Origin of the sequence: Crenobacter cavernae (assembly GCF_003355495.1) — a bacterium.
Lineage (GTDB): Bacteria > Pseudomonadota > Gammaproteobacteria > Burkholderiales > Chromobacteriaceae > Crenobacter > Crenobacter cavernae.
This window is the reverse complement of sequence record NZ_CP031337.1, coordinates 1,611,041-1,626,168: the sequence shown is the minus strand read 5'-3', so window position 1 is coordinate 1,626,168 and position 15,128 is coordinate 1,611,041. Positions and strand designations below refer to the sequence as shown.

The 15,128-nt window shown below is 64.6% G+C and carries 8 protein-coding genes; 3 read left to right on the top strand and 5 right to left on the bottom strand.

Features of this window, described 5'->3' with window-relative positions:
- Positions 1-171 precede the first annotated feature (171 nt).
- Together DWG20_RS07845 and gltB are read right to left on the bottom strand one after the other, a co-directional pair.
- Entirely contained in the window at positions 172-1,587 is a 1,416-nt protein-coding gene (locus tag DWG20_RS07845) for an FAD-dependent oxidoreductase (RefSeq protein ID WP_115433284.1), read from the bottom strand.
- A gap of 103 nt (positions 1,588-1,690) precedes the next feature.
- On the bottom strand, positions 1,691-6,139 hold the full coding sequence (gene gltB / locus DWG20_RS07840; protein WP_115433283.1) for a glutamate synthase large subunit: 4,449 nt from the start codon (positions 6,137-6,139) through the stop codon (positions 1,691-1,693).
- A gap of 255 nt (positions 6,140-6,394) precedes the next feature.
- Here gltB and DWG20_RS07835 point away from each other — a divergent pair, with 255 nt between their 5' ends.
- The gene (locus tag DWG20_RS07835) at positions 6,395-7,909 is read left to right on the top strand and encodes a phospholipase D-like domain-containing protein (protein ID WP_115433282.1); all 1,515 of its coding nucleotides are present in this window, start codon (positions 6,395-6,397) and stop codon (positions 7,907-7,909) included.
- A gap of 97 nt (positions 7,910-8,006) precedes the next feature.
- On the opposite strand, the gene DWG20_RS07830 is transcribed toward DWG20_RS07835, so the two are convergent.
- On the bottom strand, positions 8,007-9,149 hold the full coding sequence (locus DWG20_RS07830; RefSeq protein ID WP_115433281.1) for a trans-sulfuration enzyme family protein: 1,143 nt from the start codon (positions 9,147-9,149) through the stop codon (positions 8,007-8,009).
- A gap of 434 nt (positions 9,150-9,583) precedes the next feature.
- Between DWG20_RS07830 and DWG20_RS07825 the strand changes: the two genes are divergently transcribed.
- Positions 9,584-11,848, top strand: a complete 2,265-nt coding sequence (locus DWG20_RS07825; protein WP_115433280.1) for an arginine/lysine/ornithine decarboxylase — start codon at positions 9,584-9,586, stop codon at positions 11,846-11,848.
- A gap of 236 nt (positions 11,849-12,084) precedes the next feature.
- A complete protein-coding gene (locus DWG20_RS07820) occupies positions 12,085-13,317 on the top strand; it encodes a type I restriction endonuclease (protein WP_115433279.1) in 1,233 nt (410 codons plus the stop codon).
- 217 nt (positions 13,318-13,534) lie between these two features.
- Here the strand turns inward: DWG20_RS07820 and DWG20_RS07815 are convergent, their stop codons facing one another.
- Both DWG20_RS07815 and DWG20_RS07810 read right to left on the bottom strand, forming a co-directional pair.
- Positions 13,535-14,194, bottom strand: coding sequence for an amino acid ABC transporter permease (locus DWG20_RS07815; protein ID WP_115433278.1), 660 nt, complete (start codon positions 14,192-14,194; stop codon positions 13,535-13,537).
- 94 nt (positions 14,195-14,288) lie between these two features.
- Positions 14,289-15,068, bottom strand: a complete 780-nt coding sequence (locus DWG20_RS07810; RefSeq protein ID WP_115433277.1) for a transporter substrate-binding domain-containing protein — start codon at positions 15,066-15,068, stop codon at positions 14,289-14,291.
- Positions 15,069-15,128 lie beyond the last annotated feature (60 nt).

The following is a 15,128-nucleotide window of genomic DNA, read 5'->3' as shown; positions in this document are numbered from 1 at the left end:
GCTGGCCTGAAAAAAGCCCGCCAATTGGCGGGCTTTTTTGTGGGCGGCTTTACGCCGGCAAGCTTGGCCGAGGCTCGGCCAAACTTGCCGACCTCGTTCTCTGGCGATCGAGAGGCCCAACAAAAAGCCCGCCAAACGGCGGGCTTTTCACGGCAGGGCCAGGCTGTAGCCTTACCAGATCTGCAGGTACTCGAGCATGCCTTCGGCGGCCTGACGGCCTTCGAAGACCGCGCGCACCACCAGATCCGCGCCGCGCACCTGGTCGCCGCCGGCAAACACCTTCGGGTTGCTGGTCTGGAACTTGAACGGCTGCTTTTCCGGTGCGACGGTGCGGCCGCGCTTGTCGGTCTTGATGCCGGTGTGGCCGAACCAGTCGGCGGCTTCGGCCTGGAAACCGAACGCGATCACCACATGGTCGCACTCGATCACCTGCTCGGAGCCTTCGAGCACCTCGGCGGCGCGGCGGCCGTGCGCGTCCGGCGCGCCCAGGCGGGTATCGGCCAACCTAAGAAGCAGGCTGCCGTCGGCGGCCTGTTCGATGCCCAGCGGCTGGCGGTTCCACAGGAACTCGACGCCCTCTTCCTTCGCGTTGGCGACTTCGCGCTTGGAACCCGGCATGTTCTCCTCGTCGCGGCGGTAGGCGCAGATCACGCTCTGGGCGCCCTGACGGATCGACGTGCGGTTGCAGTCCATCGCGGTATCGCCGCCGCCGAGCACGACGACGCGCTTGCCTTCCATCGACAGGTGCGCTTCGCCTTCCGGCAGCGTGCCCATGCTATTGCGTACGTTGTTGATCAGGAACGGCAAGGCTTCGAGCACACCCGGCAGGTGTTCGCCGTCGAAACCGCCCTTCATGTACTTGTACGCGCCCATGCCCATGAACACCGCGTCGTACTCTTCGAGCAGTTCGTCGATGGTGACGTGGACGCCGATCTCGGTGTTCAGACGGAACTCGACGCCCATCCCTTCCATGACGAGGCGGCGCGTCTTGATGATCTCCTTCTCGAGCTTGAACTCGGGGATGCCGAAGGTGATCAGGCCGCCGATCTCCTCGTAGCGGTCGAACACCACCGGCTTCACGCCGTTGCGCACCAGGATGTCGGCGCAGCCGAGGCCGGCAGGTCCGGCGCCGATCACGGCGACCTTCCTGTCGGTCCAGACGACTTTCGACATGTCCGGACGCCAGCCTTGCTTGAAGGCTTCGTCGGTGATGTATTTCTCGACCGAACCGATCGACACGGCACCGGCGTCGACCTGGTTGAGGGTACAGGCGCCCTCGCACAGGCGGTCCTGCGGGCAGACGCGGCCGCAGACCTCGGGCAGCGAGTTGGTCTTGTGGCTGAGTTCGGCGGCCTCGAACAGACGGCCTTCCTGCACCAGCTGCAGCCAGTTCGGGATGTAGTTGTGGACCGGGCACTCCCACTCGCAGTACGGGTTGCCGCAGGACAGGCAGCGACCGGCCTGTTCGCCGGCGCCCGTCTTGGACAGCGGCGTGTAGATTTCCTTGAACTCGATCTTGCGTACCGCGACCTCGACCTTGTCGCCGGGGTTGCGCTGCACATTCATAAACTGGAATACGTCACCCATTGGGGCTTTCCTCGGAGCTTGGGAGGCGGGCATGCCGCCTCGGCAATTCTGGTATCTCTGTCCGGCCCCCGGGATCGGCGCAAGCCTTCCCCGGGGTCACCGCTTAGTCTTTGAGCAGGCTGTCGAGCTTAGCGGCCTTCGGCTTCACCAGCCAGAAGTAGTCGACGTAGTCGTCGAAGTCTTCCAGCATCGCGCGGCCGATTTCCGAACCGGTCAACTCGACGTGCTTGGCGATCTTCTCCAGCAGGAAGGCGCGGTACATGCCCATCGCCTCGCTGTTGATCAGATTGATGTCGACCAGCTCGTTGTTGACGCGGTAGGCGAACTTCTCGCTCTTGTCGTAGACGAAGGCGAAACCGCCGGTCATGCCCGCACCGAAGTTGTAGCCGGTGTCGCCCAGCACGATCACAGTACCGCCGGTCATGTATTCGCAGCAATGGTCGCCCGCGCCTTCGATGACCGCCAGCGCGCCCGAGTTACGCACCGCGAAGCGCTCGCCCGCGACGCCGGCCGCGTACAGCGCACCGCCGGTGGCGCCGTACAGGCAGGTGTTGCCGACGATGATCGCTTCGTTCGACTTGTAGGCCGAGCCTTTCGGCGGGTAGATCACCACGCGGCCGGCGTGCATGCCCTTGCCGACGTAGTCGTTCGCGTCGCCTTCGAGCTCGAGGTTCAGGCCCGGCGCGTTCCACACGCCGAAGCTCTGGCCGGCCGAACCCTTGAACTTCACCGTCAGGCAGCCGTCCGGTAGGCCGGCGGCGCCGTGGCGCTTGGCGATCTCGCCGGACAGGCGCGCACCGATCGAGCGGTGGATGTTCTCGATGTCGTACTCGAGCGTCAGCATCTGCTGGTTCTCGAGCGCCGGCAGCGCGTCGCGCACCATTTGCTCGGCCAACTCGCCCTTGTCGAACGACGGGTTCGACGGCTCGACGCAGAAGCGCGGCTCGGAGTCCGGCACGCTGCCCAGCGACAGCAGCGGCGATAGGTCGAGCCTCTTCTGACGCTCGGTTTCGCCGGCGGCAAGCTCCACCAGGTCCATGCGGCCGATCAGCTCGTCGAGGCTGCGAACGCCGATCTTGGCCATCCACTCGCGGGTCTCGCGGGCGACGAACTTGAAGTAGTTCATCACCATTTCCGGCAGGCCGATGAAGTACTTGTCGCGCAGCTTGATTTCCTGGGTCGCGACGCCGGTCGCGCAGTTGTTCAGGTGGCAGATGCGCAGGTATTTACAGCCCAGCGCGATCATCGGCGCGGTGCCGAAGCCGAACGACTCGGCGCCGAGCACGGCGGCCTTGATCACGTCGAGGCCGGTCTTCAGGCCGCCGTCGGCCTGCACGCGCACGCGGCCACGCAGGCCGTTGGCGCGCAGCACCTGTTGCGCTTCGGACAGGCCGAGTTCGAACGGCGTGCCGGCGTATTTCACCGACGTCAGCGGCGACGCACCGGTGCCACCGTCGTAGCCCGAGATGGTGATCAGGTCGGCGTAGGCCTTGGCGACGCCGGCGGCGATCGTGCCGACGCCCGGTTCGGCCACCAGCTTCACCGACACCAGCGCGTCGGGGTTCACCTGCTTCAGGTCGAAAATCAGCTGCGCCAGGTCTTCGATCGAGTAGATGTCGTGGTGCGGCGGCGGCGAGATCAGCGAGATGCCCGGCTTCGCGTGGCGCAGCGTGGCGATCAGCGGGCTGACCTTGTCGCCCGGCAGCTGGCCGCCTTCGCCCGGCTTGGCGCCCTGGGCGACCTTGATCTGCAGCACTTCGGCATTCGCCAGGTAGTGCGGCGTGACGCCGAAGCGGCCCGACGCGACCTGCTTGATCTTGGACATGCGCTCGGTGCCGTAGCGCGACGCGTCTTCGCCGCCTTCACCCGAGTTGGAACGACCGCCGAGACGGTTCATCGCGATCGCCAGCGCTTCGTGCGCCTCCGGCGACAGCGCGCCGAGCGACATGCCGGCGGAATCGAAGCGCTTCAGGATGGCCTCTTCCGACTCGACTTCGTCGAGCGGCAGCGGGGTCTCGGCCAACTTCACCTTCATCAGGTCGCGGAACATCGCGACCGGACGCTCGTTCACCAGGTGGGCGAAGGTCTGGTACGCGTCGTAGTCGCCGTTCTGCACCGCCTTTTGCAGCACCATCACCACGTCCGGGTTGTAGGCGTGGTATTCCTCGCCGTGGACGTACTTCAGGAGGCCGCCCTGCGACAGCGGGCGCATCGCGTTGAACGCGAGACGCGCGAGTTTCTTCTGGTCGGCTTCGAAGTCGTCGAAGTTCGCACCCTGCAGGCGCGACACGGTGCCCTTCAGGCACAGCTCGACCACTTCGTCGTGGATACCGATCGCTTCGAACAGCTGCGAGCCGCGGTAGGACGCGATGGTCGAGATGCCCATCTTCGACAGCACCTTCAACAGGCCCTTGTTGATGCCCTTGCGGTAGCGCTGCAGCGCCTCGTTGACCTGGAACGCGACGGTGCCGTCGGCGACGAGGTCGGCGATGATCTGGTAAGCGAGGTAGGGGTAGACGCCGGTGGCGCCATAGCCGACGAGCGCGGCGATCTGGTGCGGGTCACGCGCCGCGCCGGTTTCGACGACGATGTTCGACTTGCAGCGCAGGCCGGCGTCGATCAGCGCGTGGTGCACCGCGCCGGTCGCGAACAGCGACGGGATCGGCAGGCGGAACGGGCTGATGTTGCGGTCGGACAGCACGACGATCACGCTGCCTTCGCGCACCGCGTCGACGACGTGGGCGGCGAGGCGCTCGATCGCGACCTTGAGATTGCTCTCGCTCGGGTCGTAGCACAGGTCGAACGTGGTCGCCTTGAGGTAGCTCTCCGGGCGCGTCGTGATCTGCGTGAACTTCTCGAGCGACAGCACCGGCGAGCGCACTTCGAGGCGTTTGGCATGCTCGGCCGACTCTTCGAACAGGTTGCGTTCCGGGCCGAACACGGTATTCAGCGACATCACGACCGCTTCGCGGATCGGGTCGATCGGCGGGTTGGTCACCTGCGCGAACTGCTGGCGCAGGTAGTCGAACGGCGAGCGCACCTTCTGGCTCAATACGGCCATCGGCGTGTCGTCGCCCATCGAGCCGATCGCCTCCTGGGCGTCGTCGGCCAGCACGCGGAGTACCTGGTCGCGCTCTTCGAGGCTGACGCTGAACAGCTTCTGGTACTTGTCGAGCTCGTCGCGCGGCATGAGTTCGAGCGCCGAGTCGTCTTCGCTCGACAGCTCGAGATACTTGGCGCTGTCCTTGATCCACTGGCGGTAGGGCTTGGCCGACTTCAGCTGCGCGTCGATTTCTTCCGGCATCAAGAGTTCACCGGTGAAGAGGTCGGCGGCGAACAGCTGGCCCGGCTTCACGCGGCCTTTCTTGACCACCTCTTCCGGCTTGTAGTCCCACACGCCGACTTCGGACGCGATGGTCAGGATGTTGTCGCGCGTCAGCACCCAGCGCGCCGGACGCAGGCCGTTGCGGTCCAACAGACAGGCGGCGTAGCGGCCGTCGGTCAGCACGATGCCGGCCGGGCCGTCCCACGGCTCCATGTGCATCGAGTTGTATTCGTAGAACGCGCGCAGGTCCTTGTCGGTCGAGTCGACGTTCTGCCAAGCCGGCGGCACCAACAGGCGCAACGCGCGGAACAGCGGCACGCCGCCCATCAACAGGCCTTCAAGCATGTTGTCGAGCGACATCGAGTCGGAACCGTCGGTCTGGACGATCGGGCGCACGTCATCCATCTCGAGCAGCGGCGAGGCCATGATCTGCTCGCGCGCGCGCGCCCAGCTGCGGTTGCCCTGCACGGTGTTGATCTCGCCGTTGTGCGCGAGGAAACGGAAGGGCTGCGCCAGACGCCACTGCGGCCAGGTGTTGGTCGAGAAGCGCTGGTGGAACACGGCGAGGCTCGACTCGAAGCGCGGGTCTTTGAGGTCGAGGAAGAAGTGTTCGAGGTTGTCCGGCGTCACCAGACCCTTGTACGACAGCGTGTGGGTGTTCAGCGTCGGCAGGTAGAAATAGTTGTCTTCACCCTTGTTCGCCTTTTCGGCGCCGCGGCGGCCCTGGTACAGGCGACGCTGGAAGGTGGTCTCGTCCATGCCGAACGGGCAGTTGACGAACACCTGGCTGAACGCCGGCAGCGACTTGAGCGCGGCTTCGCCACAGACCGACACGTCGGTCGGCACGCTACGGAAACCGGCGACTTCGAGGCCCTGCGCTTCGAGGTGTTCTTTCAGGCGGCGCAGCGAGCGCTGGCCGGTCCCCTCTTCGGGGTGCGAGAATACCAGGCCCGCGGCGTAGATCGCCTTCAGGGTGATGCCCGCCTCGGCGGCGACTTCACGCAGGAAGCCGTCCGGCTTGCGGAACAGCAAACCACAGCCGTCGCCCGATTTGCCGTCCGCCGCCACCGCGCCGCGGTGGGTCAATTTGGCGAGCGAGGAAATCGCGGTGCTGACGAGCCAGTGGCTGGGTTTGTCGTCCAGCTGGGCGATCAAACCGAAGCCGCAGCTGTCCTGTTCGAAGTCCGGGCTGTACAGGGTCCCCTGCAACCAGCGCTGTCTGTCCATACCAATTACCTACTTATAATGTGAAACGAATGTTTCGATTTTAAGGGCAAGGCGAGCACCCCCGCAACCGCTTTTTGGACGGTTGTTTTTCCCTTAAAAATCAATTACTTGCAACAATTCCGGCGATCATTTCCGGACCCGTTTTCGGTCTATTTTGAAAGTTTTTTTCTATTTATGTGACGCACATATTCATAAACACGACTGAACCGGTTATTTTTTAGGCAAATGTGTTCGAAGTCAAACATTTAGCGTGAAATGACAACGCCATCCCCCTCCCCCGCTTCGTTTGAATTCGTCAGACAACTCGCCGACCAGGCCTTCGCGCGCTCGGCCGGCGCGCCGCTCGTCGAGGGCAACGCCGTCACGCCGCTGTTCGACTGCACCGACAACTTCCCCGCCTGGGCGGAAGCGATCGCCGGCGCGACCGACTGCGTCTACATCGAGATGTACATCTTCGCCGCCGACGCCTACGGCACGCGCATCCGCGACCTGTTGGCCGAGCGCGCGAAGGCCGGCGTGCGCGTCTGCCTCTTGTACGACTGGCTCGGTTGCTGGAAGGAACACTACCGCGGCTTCTTCAAGCCCATCGCCGCCGCCGGCGGCGAGATTCGCGCGTACAACCCGCCGGCGATGGGCGACGCGACCAGCCTGCTCGGCCGCAACCACCGCAAGCTGATCGTCGTCGACGGCCGCGTCGCCTTCATCGGCGGGCTGTGCATCTCGAGCCACTGGGAGGGCGATTCTGAGCGCAATCTCGCGCCGTGGCGCGACACCGGACTGAAACTCGAAGGGCCGATCGTGCGCGACGCCTTGCTTGCATTCGCCGACAGCTGGGCCAGCACCGGCGCGCCCTTGCCGGCCGACGCGTTGCCGGCGACGCCGCCGCCGGCGGGCGAAGTCGAGGCGCGGCTGATCGCGACGACGCCCGACACCGCCTACATGATGCGTCTGGACCTGCTCATCGCGAGCTTCGCGCGGCGCACGCTGTGGCTGTCGGACGCCTACTTCATGGCCAGCGGCCTCTATATGACCGCGCTCAAGCACGCGGCGCAGGACGGCGTCGACGTGCGCCTCTTGGTGCCGCGCTCCTCCGACATCGGCTGGATCGCGACGGTGTCGCGCACGCTGTACCGCCCGCTGCTGCAGGCCGGCGTGCGCGTGTACGAGTGGGACGGGCCGATGATGCACGGCAAGACGGCGGTCGCCGACGGGCGCTGGGCGCGCGTCGGATCGACCAACCTCAACTACTCGAGCTGGTTCTCCAACCGCGAGGTCGACGTCGCGATCGAGGACACCAGGCTCGCCGGGGGCCTGGCCGAACGCTTCCTGAAGGACCTGGAAAACTCGACCGAGATCGTGCTCGCCGGCCGGAAGCCACGGCCGGTGATGGTCAAACCGAGGCGACGCGCGAAGCCGACGCTGCTGTCGCCGTCGCTCGTGCCGCGCGAACGCGCCGCGGCGGTACGCCAGGCGGCGCGGATCGGCGACGCCTTCGGCGCGGTGGTGCGCGGCACGCGCCTCGTCGACGCCAGCGAGGCGGCGGCCTTCCTCACCATCGGCCTGTTCTTCGTCGCGCTGGCGCTGTTGACCGCGCTCTTTCCGTATCTGGTCGCCGCGCCGGTCGCGCTGCTGTCGCTGCTGTCGGGTGGCGCGATCACGCTCAAGGCGGTCAACCTCTACCGCGCGCGACGCCGCCGCAAGTTGGCCGAGGCGGCGGCCCTCACCGCCGCCTCACCCGCGCCTCCCGACGACGCACCGCCGGCGCAATGAGTCGTGCACAATCCGCGTCCAACAGCGCCATCGCCATAGAAAAAGCTTGGCCGAGCCCCGCAACAAGGCTCGGCCAACCCTTTTGACGCCTATGGCTTCAGGCGAGCGCCTGCTCAAGATCGGCGAGCAGGTCGTCGATGTCCTCGATGCCGAGCGACAGCCGCAGCAGCCCTTCGCGTATCCCCAGCTCGCGTTTCCTCAACGGCGGCAGCGAGCCGTGCGACATCGTCGCCGAATGGTTGACCAGCGACTCGACGCCGCCGAGCGACTCGGCCAGTGCGAACAGCTGCAGCCTCTCGGCGACGCGACTCGCCGCCTCGCGGCTGTCGTCCTTCAGATAGAACGACACGATGCCGCCGAAGCGCCGCTGCTGGCGTTTCGCCAGTGCGTGCTGCGGATGGTCGGGCAGCCCCGGGAAGAACACCTTCTCGACGGAAGGTTGGCCGAGCAGGAAGTCGGCGACGCGCTCGGCGTTGTCGCAGTGGCGTTCCATCCTCAGCACCAAGGTCTTGATGCCGCGCAGCACGAGAAAGCAGTCCTGCGGCCCCGGCACCGCGCCGGCCGAGATCTGCACCAGCCGGATGTCGCGGAACAAGGCCTCGTCGTTGACCGCGACCAGCCCCAGCAGCACGTCCGAGTGGCCGCCGAGGTACTTGGTCGCCGAATGGACGACGACGTCGGCCCCCAGGTCGAGCGGGTTCTGCAGATAGGGCGTCGCGAAGGTGTTGTCTACCGCGACTTTCACGCCACGCGCGCGCGCGATCGCAGACAGCGCTTCGATGTCAACCAGGTTCAGCAGCGGGTTCGACGGCGACTCGAGCCACAGCAGCTTCACCGTCTCGTCAAGAAGCCCGGTCAGACTGGCCGGGTCGGACAGGTCGGCGAACACGACGTTGACACCCGTTGGCTGCATCACGCGCGTCAAGAGCCGGTAGGCGCCGCCGTAGCAGTCGGCGAGCGCGACCACCGTGTCGCCCGGTTTCAGCGTCGCGCGCAGCACCGCGTCGATCGCCGCCATGCCGCTCGAAAAGGCCAGACCGTGGCGCGCGTTCTCCAGCCCGGCGAGGCAATCCTCGAGCGCGGCGTGCGTCGGCGTGCCGCCGCGCGCGTAGGTGAAAGGCAGCTCCTCGCCGACGTGGTCGAAGGCGAACACCGTGGTCTGGTACACCGGCGGCATCACCGCGCGCTGGTGATCCTTAGGGTCGTGGCCGAGATGGATGGCTTTGGTCGCGAATTTCATGGAATGGACTCGGCAGAAAACTGTCTCACAGGGTAGCGGGACCGGGCTGGACGCGGCAAGGCGACGGGAAAGACGTCGTGTTGTCGTAAAACTGCGACGCTTTTTTGCGGGCCACGCCAGGCAAAAACGCCCGTAACACGGGCACTTAGCCCGGCAAACCCGCACCGGCGCAGCATCGGCGGGCACAAGAACGCAAAAGCGACAACTTTCTCGTTTAAGATACGCCCCTTTCCGGGTGACTTGGGGCCAGACCTGAGCCCGCGCCGACGCGGCGCGCTAGCTCAAAAACCCCAGGGCCGGCTGACGAGACGGTTGCCGAAAGCAGCTCACACGCACCGCGGCGCAAAGCGCCCTTTTTTTCAGCGCCCTCAGGACGGCGAGGACATTCGTCCAACCCGCACCGCCAGCGCAGTTTGCTTTTTCAGGAAACTGGCATGCGATTTTACTTCCCCCTCGTCATCATCGACGAAGACTTCCGTTCCGAGAACACCAGCGGATCCGGCATCCGCGAGCTGGCGGCCGCCATCGAGGCCGAAGGCATGAGCGTGGTCGGCTACACGAGTTACGGCGACCTGACCTCCTTCGCCCAGCAGCAGAGCCGCGCCGCCGGCTTCATCCTGTCGATCGACGACGAGGAATTCGGCGCCGGCTCGCCCGAGGAAACGCTCGAGGCGCTGACCCACCTGCGCAGCTTCGTCAACCGCATCCGCAGCCGCAACCCGGACATCCCCCTTTACATGTACGGCGAGACGCGCACCGCGCGCCACATCCCTAACGACATCCTGCGCGAGCTGCACGGCTTCATCCACATGCACGAGGACACGCCGGAGTTCGTCGCGCGCCATATCATCCGCGAGGCGAAATCCTACCTCGACACCTTGGCGCCGCCGTTCTTCCGCGCGCTGGTCGACTACGCTTACGACGGTTCGTACTCGTGGCACTGCCCGGGCCACTCGGGCGGCGTCGCCTTCCTGAAGTCGCCGGTCGGCCAGATGTTCCACCAGTTCTTCGGCGAGAACATGCTGCGTGCCGACGTGTGCAACGCGGTCGACGAGCTCGGCCAACTCCTGGACCACACCGGCCCGGTCGCCGCGAGCGAGCGCAACGCCGCGCGCATCTTCCAGGCCGACCACCTGTTCTTCGTCACCAACGGCACGTCGACCAGCAACAAGATCGTCTGGCACTCGACGGTCGCCGCCGGCGACATCGTGCTGGTCGACCGCAACTGCCACAAGTCGAACCTGCACGCGATCATGATGACCGGCGCGGTGCCGGTGTTCCTAATGCCGACGCGCAACCACTACGGCATCATCGGCCCGATCCCGAAATCCGAGTTCGAGCCGGAAACGATCAAACAGAAGATCCTCGCCAACCCGTTCGCGCGCGAGATCCTCGAGAAGAACCCGGGCGTCAAACCGCGCATCCTGACCATTACCCAATCCACGTATGACGGCATCCTGTACAACGTCGAGGAGATCAAGCGCATGCTCGACGGCGAGGTCGACACGCTGCACTTCGACGAAGCGTGGCTGCCGCACGCGACCTTCCACGAGTTCTACAAGGACTTCCACGCGATCGGCGACAACCGTCCGCGCTGCGAGGAGTCGATGATCTTCTCGACGCAGTCGACGCACAAGCTGCTGGCCGGTTTGAGCCAGGCGTCGCAGATCCTGGTGCAGGACCCGCAGAGCCGCCAGCTCGACCGCGACGGCTTCAACGAAGCCTATTTGATGCACACGTCGACCAGCCCGCAGTACGCGATCATCGCGTCGTGCGACGTCGCCGCGGCGATGATGGAGCAGCCGGGCGGTCACGCGCTGGTCGAGGAGTCGCTGGTCGAGGCGCTCGACTTCCGCCGCGCGATGCGCAAGGTCGATGAGGAATACGGCGACGACTGGTGGTTCCGCGTCTGGGGCCCGGAAGCGCTGTCCGACGAGGGCGTGTGCGAGCAGCCGGACTGGACGCTGAAGGCCGGCGAATCGTGGCACGACTTCGGCAACATCGAAGACGGCTTCAACATGCTCGACCCGATCAAGGCGACGCTGTTGACGCCGGGCCTGAACGTCGACGGCAGCTTCGAGGAGATGGGCATCCCGGCCGCGATCGTCACCAAGTACCTGACCGAGCACGGCGTGGTGGTCGAGAAGACCGGCCTGTACTCGTTCTTCATCATGTTCACCATCGGCATCACCAAGGGCCGCTGGAACACGCTGATCTCGCTGTTGCAGCAGTTCAAGGACGACTACGACAAGAACCAGCCGATGTGGCGCATCATGCCGGAGTTCGTCGCCAAGCATCCGGAGTACGAGCGCGTCGGCCTGCGCGAGCTGTGCCAGAAGATCCACAACCTGTACCGCGAGCACGACATCGCGCGCCTGACGACCGAGATCTACCTGTCGGGCATGGAGCCGGTGATGAAGCCGTCCGACGCGTTCGCCAAGATGGCGCACCGCGAGATCGACCGCGTGCCGGTCGACGAGCTCGAGGGCCGCGTCACCGCGGTGCTGTTGACGCCGTACCCGCCGGGCATCCCGCTGTTGATCCCGGGCGAGCGCTTCAACAAGACCATCGTCGACTACCTGCGCTTCGCGCAGGACTTCAACCGCCGCCTGCCGGGCTTCGAGACCGACGTGCACGGCCTGGTCGCGCAGGAGAAGGACGGCAACAAGGTCTACTGCGTCGACTGCGTACGCCAGTAAGTTCTTTGAACTGCCATCAAGACGCCCCACTCCCGGGGCGTTTTTGTTTTCAGCCCCCGACGTTGGCCGAGCCTACCAGCGGTAATCGCGTTCGTAGTGAGCACGCCACAAGCCGCATCACACAACGCCATGTTCTGACGATTCATTTGAAATAAATGACGGCAAGGCGCAAGCAGGTTTTTTCTTGCCCTCGGGCGTGCAATGCTGAATGCATCTTCACCGAGCGGAGAATGTAGATGGAGGAGTTCAAGGAACGGTTGAAAAAGCACACCAACCACGTGCACAGCGTCGGCAGTCACTGCGTGACCGAGGAAACCACCAAGCAAGCACTCATCTTACCGCTGCTGGATATCCTCGGTTTCAGCCCCTACGACCCAACCCGCGTCAAAGCCGAATATCACGCCGATTTCCTGGGGGTGAAAACTTCCGAGCGCGTGGACTACGCGCTGTTCTGCGATGGCATTCCCGTCATGTTCATCGAGGCCAAGGCCCACGCCGAACGCCTCAACAACCACGCCCCACAGCTCTCGCGTTATTTCAACTCGTCGCCGGGCGTGGCGGTCGCCGCGATTACCAATGGACGCGAATGGCGCTTCTTCACCGACCTCGTCAACAAGAATGTCATGGATGGCGAACCCTTTCTGACGGTCGATTTCGAGCAGCCGGTCGACGAGCCGCTCTCCCAGCTCTACCGCTTCCGTTTCGACCAATTCAAGCCCGATACCGTGCGCAGCATTGCCGAGGAGAGCGTCTACCTTGCCGCGCTCAAAGCCGCTCTCGGCGCATGCTTGCGCGACATCGACGCCGATTTTGTCCGCTTCTTGGCCACCCGGGCCAATATTCAGCGCACCTTCACTACCAAGTTCCTCGACGGCCTTGCACCGATCGCCCGCAAGGCCGTCGAACTGACCATCAGCGACATGGTCGTGAGCGGTCTGTCGGTCAAGCCGGCAGAGCCGACGATGGAGATCGCACCTATCCCTATCGCTTCCGCGCCAGCAGAGCCCAGCGGGGACGTGATCAAGCCGGACAACGACCGCATCGTTACCACCGCAATCGAAAAGCAACTGTTCAGCGTCTGCCAGACGGCGCTGGGCGATGAGGTCGACATCCAGCCTAAGGATACCGAGAGCTATTTCAGCATCCTCTACCAAGGCAAGACCAACCGCTGGCTGTTGCGTTACTGGGGTGACAAAAAACGTCCCGTCGCCGAATTCGGCTTCGACCTCAGCGAACAGCACCGGCAGGTACTGGAACACGCGGGCCTCGAACTCGCCAAAGGCAACGCGGTTTACCTGCCGACCCCGCTGGATATCCTGAGGGCGGCAGGGACGCTGCGAGATGCGTTGGCCTTCTGCATCGACGACCGTAATTTTGCCAAACCGCGTAAAGAGGAAACGTCGGCGGGGTGGCCCAGCATGCGGCTACGCATTCACCACTACCACATGGTGGGAGATACCGCTCGCTGACAATAAGAACGCCCCGCTTTCCATGGTACGGAAGCGGGGCGTTCTTCAAACAGGCATGCTTGTATTGCGGCGGCGGATAAAGAGCAGATTCGTTTAACGGAAACGGCATGACTTGCCAGCGCTGGCATTCTTCATCTGAACAAGGTTGGCCGAGCCCGGCTGACCTTCAAAACAAACGCCCCCGCAATGCGGGGCGTTTCTCATCGGGGTGCACCACTCAGCGCCGGTGCGCTTCCTCAAGTTTGATCTCGACCCGCCTTTGCACGCGCTCGAAACTCGCCGACAGCGCCCAGTAGACCGCGGCGGCGGCCAGATACAGCGGCAGCGGCTGGAAGGTCTGTGCGATGACCTCTTTCGTCGCCAGCATCAGCTCGGTGACGGTGATCACCGACACGAGCGACGTGTCCTTGATCAGTGAGATCAGGCTGTTCGACAGGCTAGGCACCGCCAGGCGCAGTGCCTGCGGAGCGACGATGTAGCGCATGCTCTGCCACCAGCTGAAGCCGAGCGACAGACCGGCGTCCCACTGCCCCCTCGCGACGCCGGCGATCGCGCCGCGCATGCTTTCCGACAGGTAGGCGGCGACGTTCAGCGTCAACGCGAGGATGCCGGCGGTCACGGGTTCGAACTCGATGCCGACGCTGGGCAGGCCGTAGTAGATGACGAAGATCTGCACCAGGAGCGGCGTGCCGCGCATCGCGCTGACGTAGAAGGCGGCCAGTTGCGCGAGCACCGGCACGCGCGCGACGCGCACGAGCGCGACGATGAAGCCGAGCAAGAGGCCCAAGACCATCGAGCTCACCGCGAACAACAGCGTATAGCCGGCCCCCTTGAGCAGCACCGGCCCGGCGGTTTCAAACAGTTCCCACCAATTCATCTTGTCTTTCCGAATGCAAACGCCCCCGGGTGGGCCCCGAGGGCGTGAAGGGCGCGGCCGTCAGCCGCCGCGCCTTGAGGTTGGCCGAGGGCACTTATTTTGCGCCGGGAGCCTTGGACACATCAATGCCGAACCACTTCACCGAGATCTTCTTGAAGCTGCCGTCGGCCTGCATCGCTCCGATCGCCTTGTCGACCGCCGCCTTGAACTTCGGGTTGCCACGGGCGAACGGCACGCCCATCTGCGTGATGCCGCCGACCGGCGCGCCGGCCTTCACCGGCAGCTTCGATTCCTTGATCGAGAACGGGACCATCAGGTTGTCGTTGAGCGCGGCGTCGAGGCGTCCGGTCGCCAGGTCCTGCAGGTATTCCGGCGCGCCCGGGTAGGTCTTCACCTCGATGCCCGGCACCGCCTTGGCCATGTCGGCGTAGTTGCTGCCCTGGCCGACGCCGAGTTTCTTGCCCTTCAGGTCTTCCAGGCTCTTGAAGCTGCGCGTCTCGTTCTTGCGGACGATCAGCTGCGCGCTCGACACGGTGTAGGGCACCGAGAAGTCGAACACTTCCTTGCGCTTGTCGGTGATCGACACCTGGTTCAGCACCACATCGAACTTGCCGGCCTGAAGGCCAGCCAACAGCCCGCTCCACTCGCCGGTGACGAATTCAGGCTTCAGCTTCAGGCGCTGCGCGAGTGCCTTGCCGAAGTCGACCTCGAAGCCGGCCAGCTGCTGGTTCTTGTCCTTGAAGTTGAACGGCGGATAGGTGCCTTCGAGCGCGATCTTCAAGGTGCCACGGCTTTTGGCCGTGTCGAGCAGGTCGGCGGCGATCGCGTGGGTGGATACGGCCAGCGCGGCGAGCAATACCAGGGATTTTTTCATAGGGCGGGAACCTCGATAGATTGGGTTTGACAGCAGGGGTATTCGCCGGATGATGCATGG

What these genes read in the sequence shown, in the direction of transcription:
- DWG20_RS07845 (WP_115433284.1), bottom strand. Translation starts at nt 1,587, where the DNA reads ATGGGTGACGTATTCCAGTTTATGAATGTGCAGCGCAACCCCGGCGAC.
- gltB (WP_115433283.1), bottom strand. Translation starts at nt 6,139, where the DNA reads ATGGACAGACAGCGCTGGTTGCAGGGGACCCTGTACAGCCCGGACTTC.
- DWG20_RS07835 (WP_115433282.1), top strand. Translation starts at nt 6,395, where the DNA reads ATGACAACGCCATCCCCCTCCCCCGCTTCGTTTGAATTCGTCAGACAA.
- DWG20_RS07830 (WP_115433281.1), bottom strand. Translation starts at nt 9,149, where the DNA reads ATGAAATTCGCGACCAAAGCCATCCATCTCGGCCACGACCCTAAGGAT.
- DWG20_RS07825 (WP_115433280.1), top strand. Translation starts at nt 9,584, where the DNA reads ATGCGATTTTACTTCCCCCTCGTCATCATCGACGAAGACTTCCGTTCC.
- DWG20_RS07820 (WP_115433279.1), top strand. Translation starts at nt 12,085, where the DNA reads ATGGAGGAGTTCAAGGAACGGTTGAAAAAGCACACCAACCACGTGCAC.
- DWG20_RS07815 (WP_115433278.1), bottom strand. Translation starts at nt 14,194, where the DNA reads ATGAATTGGTGGGAACTGTTTGAAACCGCCGGGCCGGTGCTGCTCAAG.
- DWG20_RS07810 (WP_115433277.1), bottom strand. Translation starts at nt 15,068, where the DNA reads ATGAAAAAATCCCTGGTATTGCTCGCCGCGCTGGCCGTATCCACCCAC.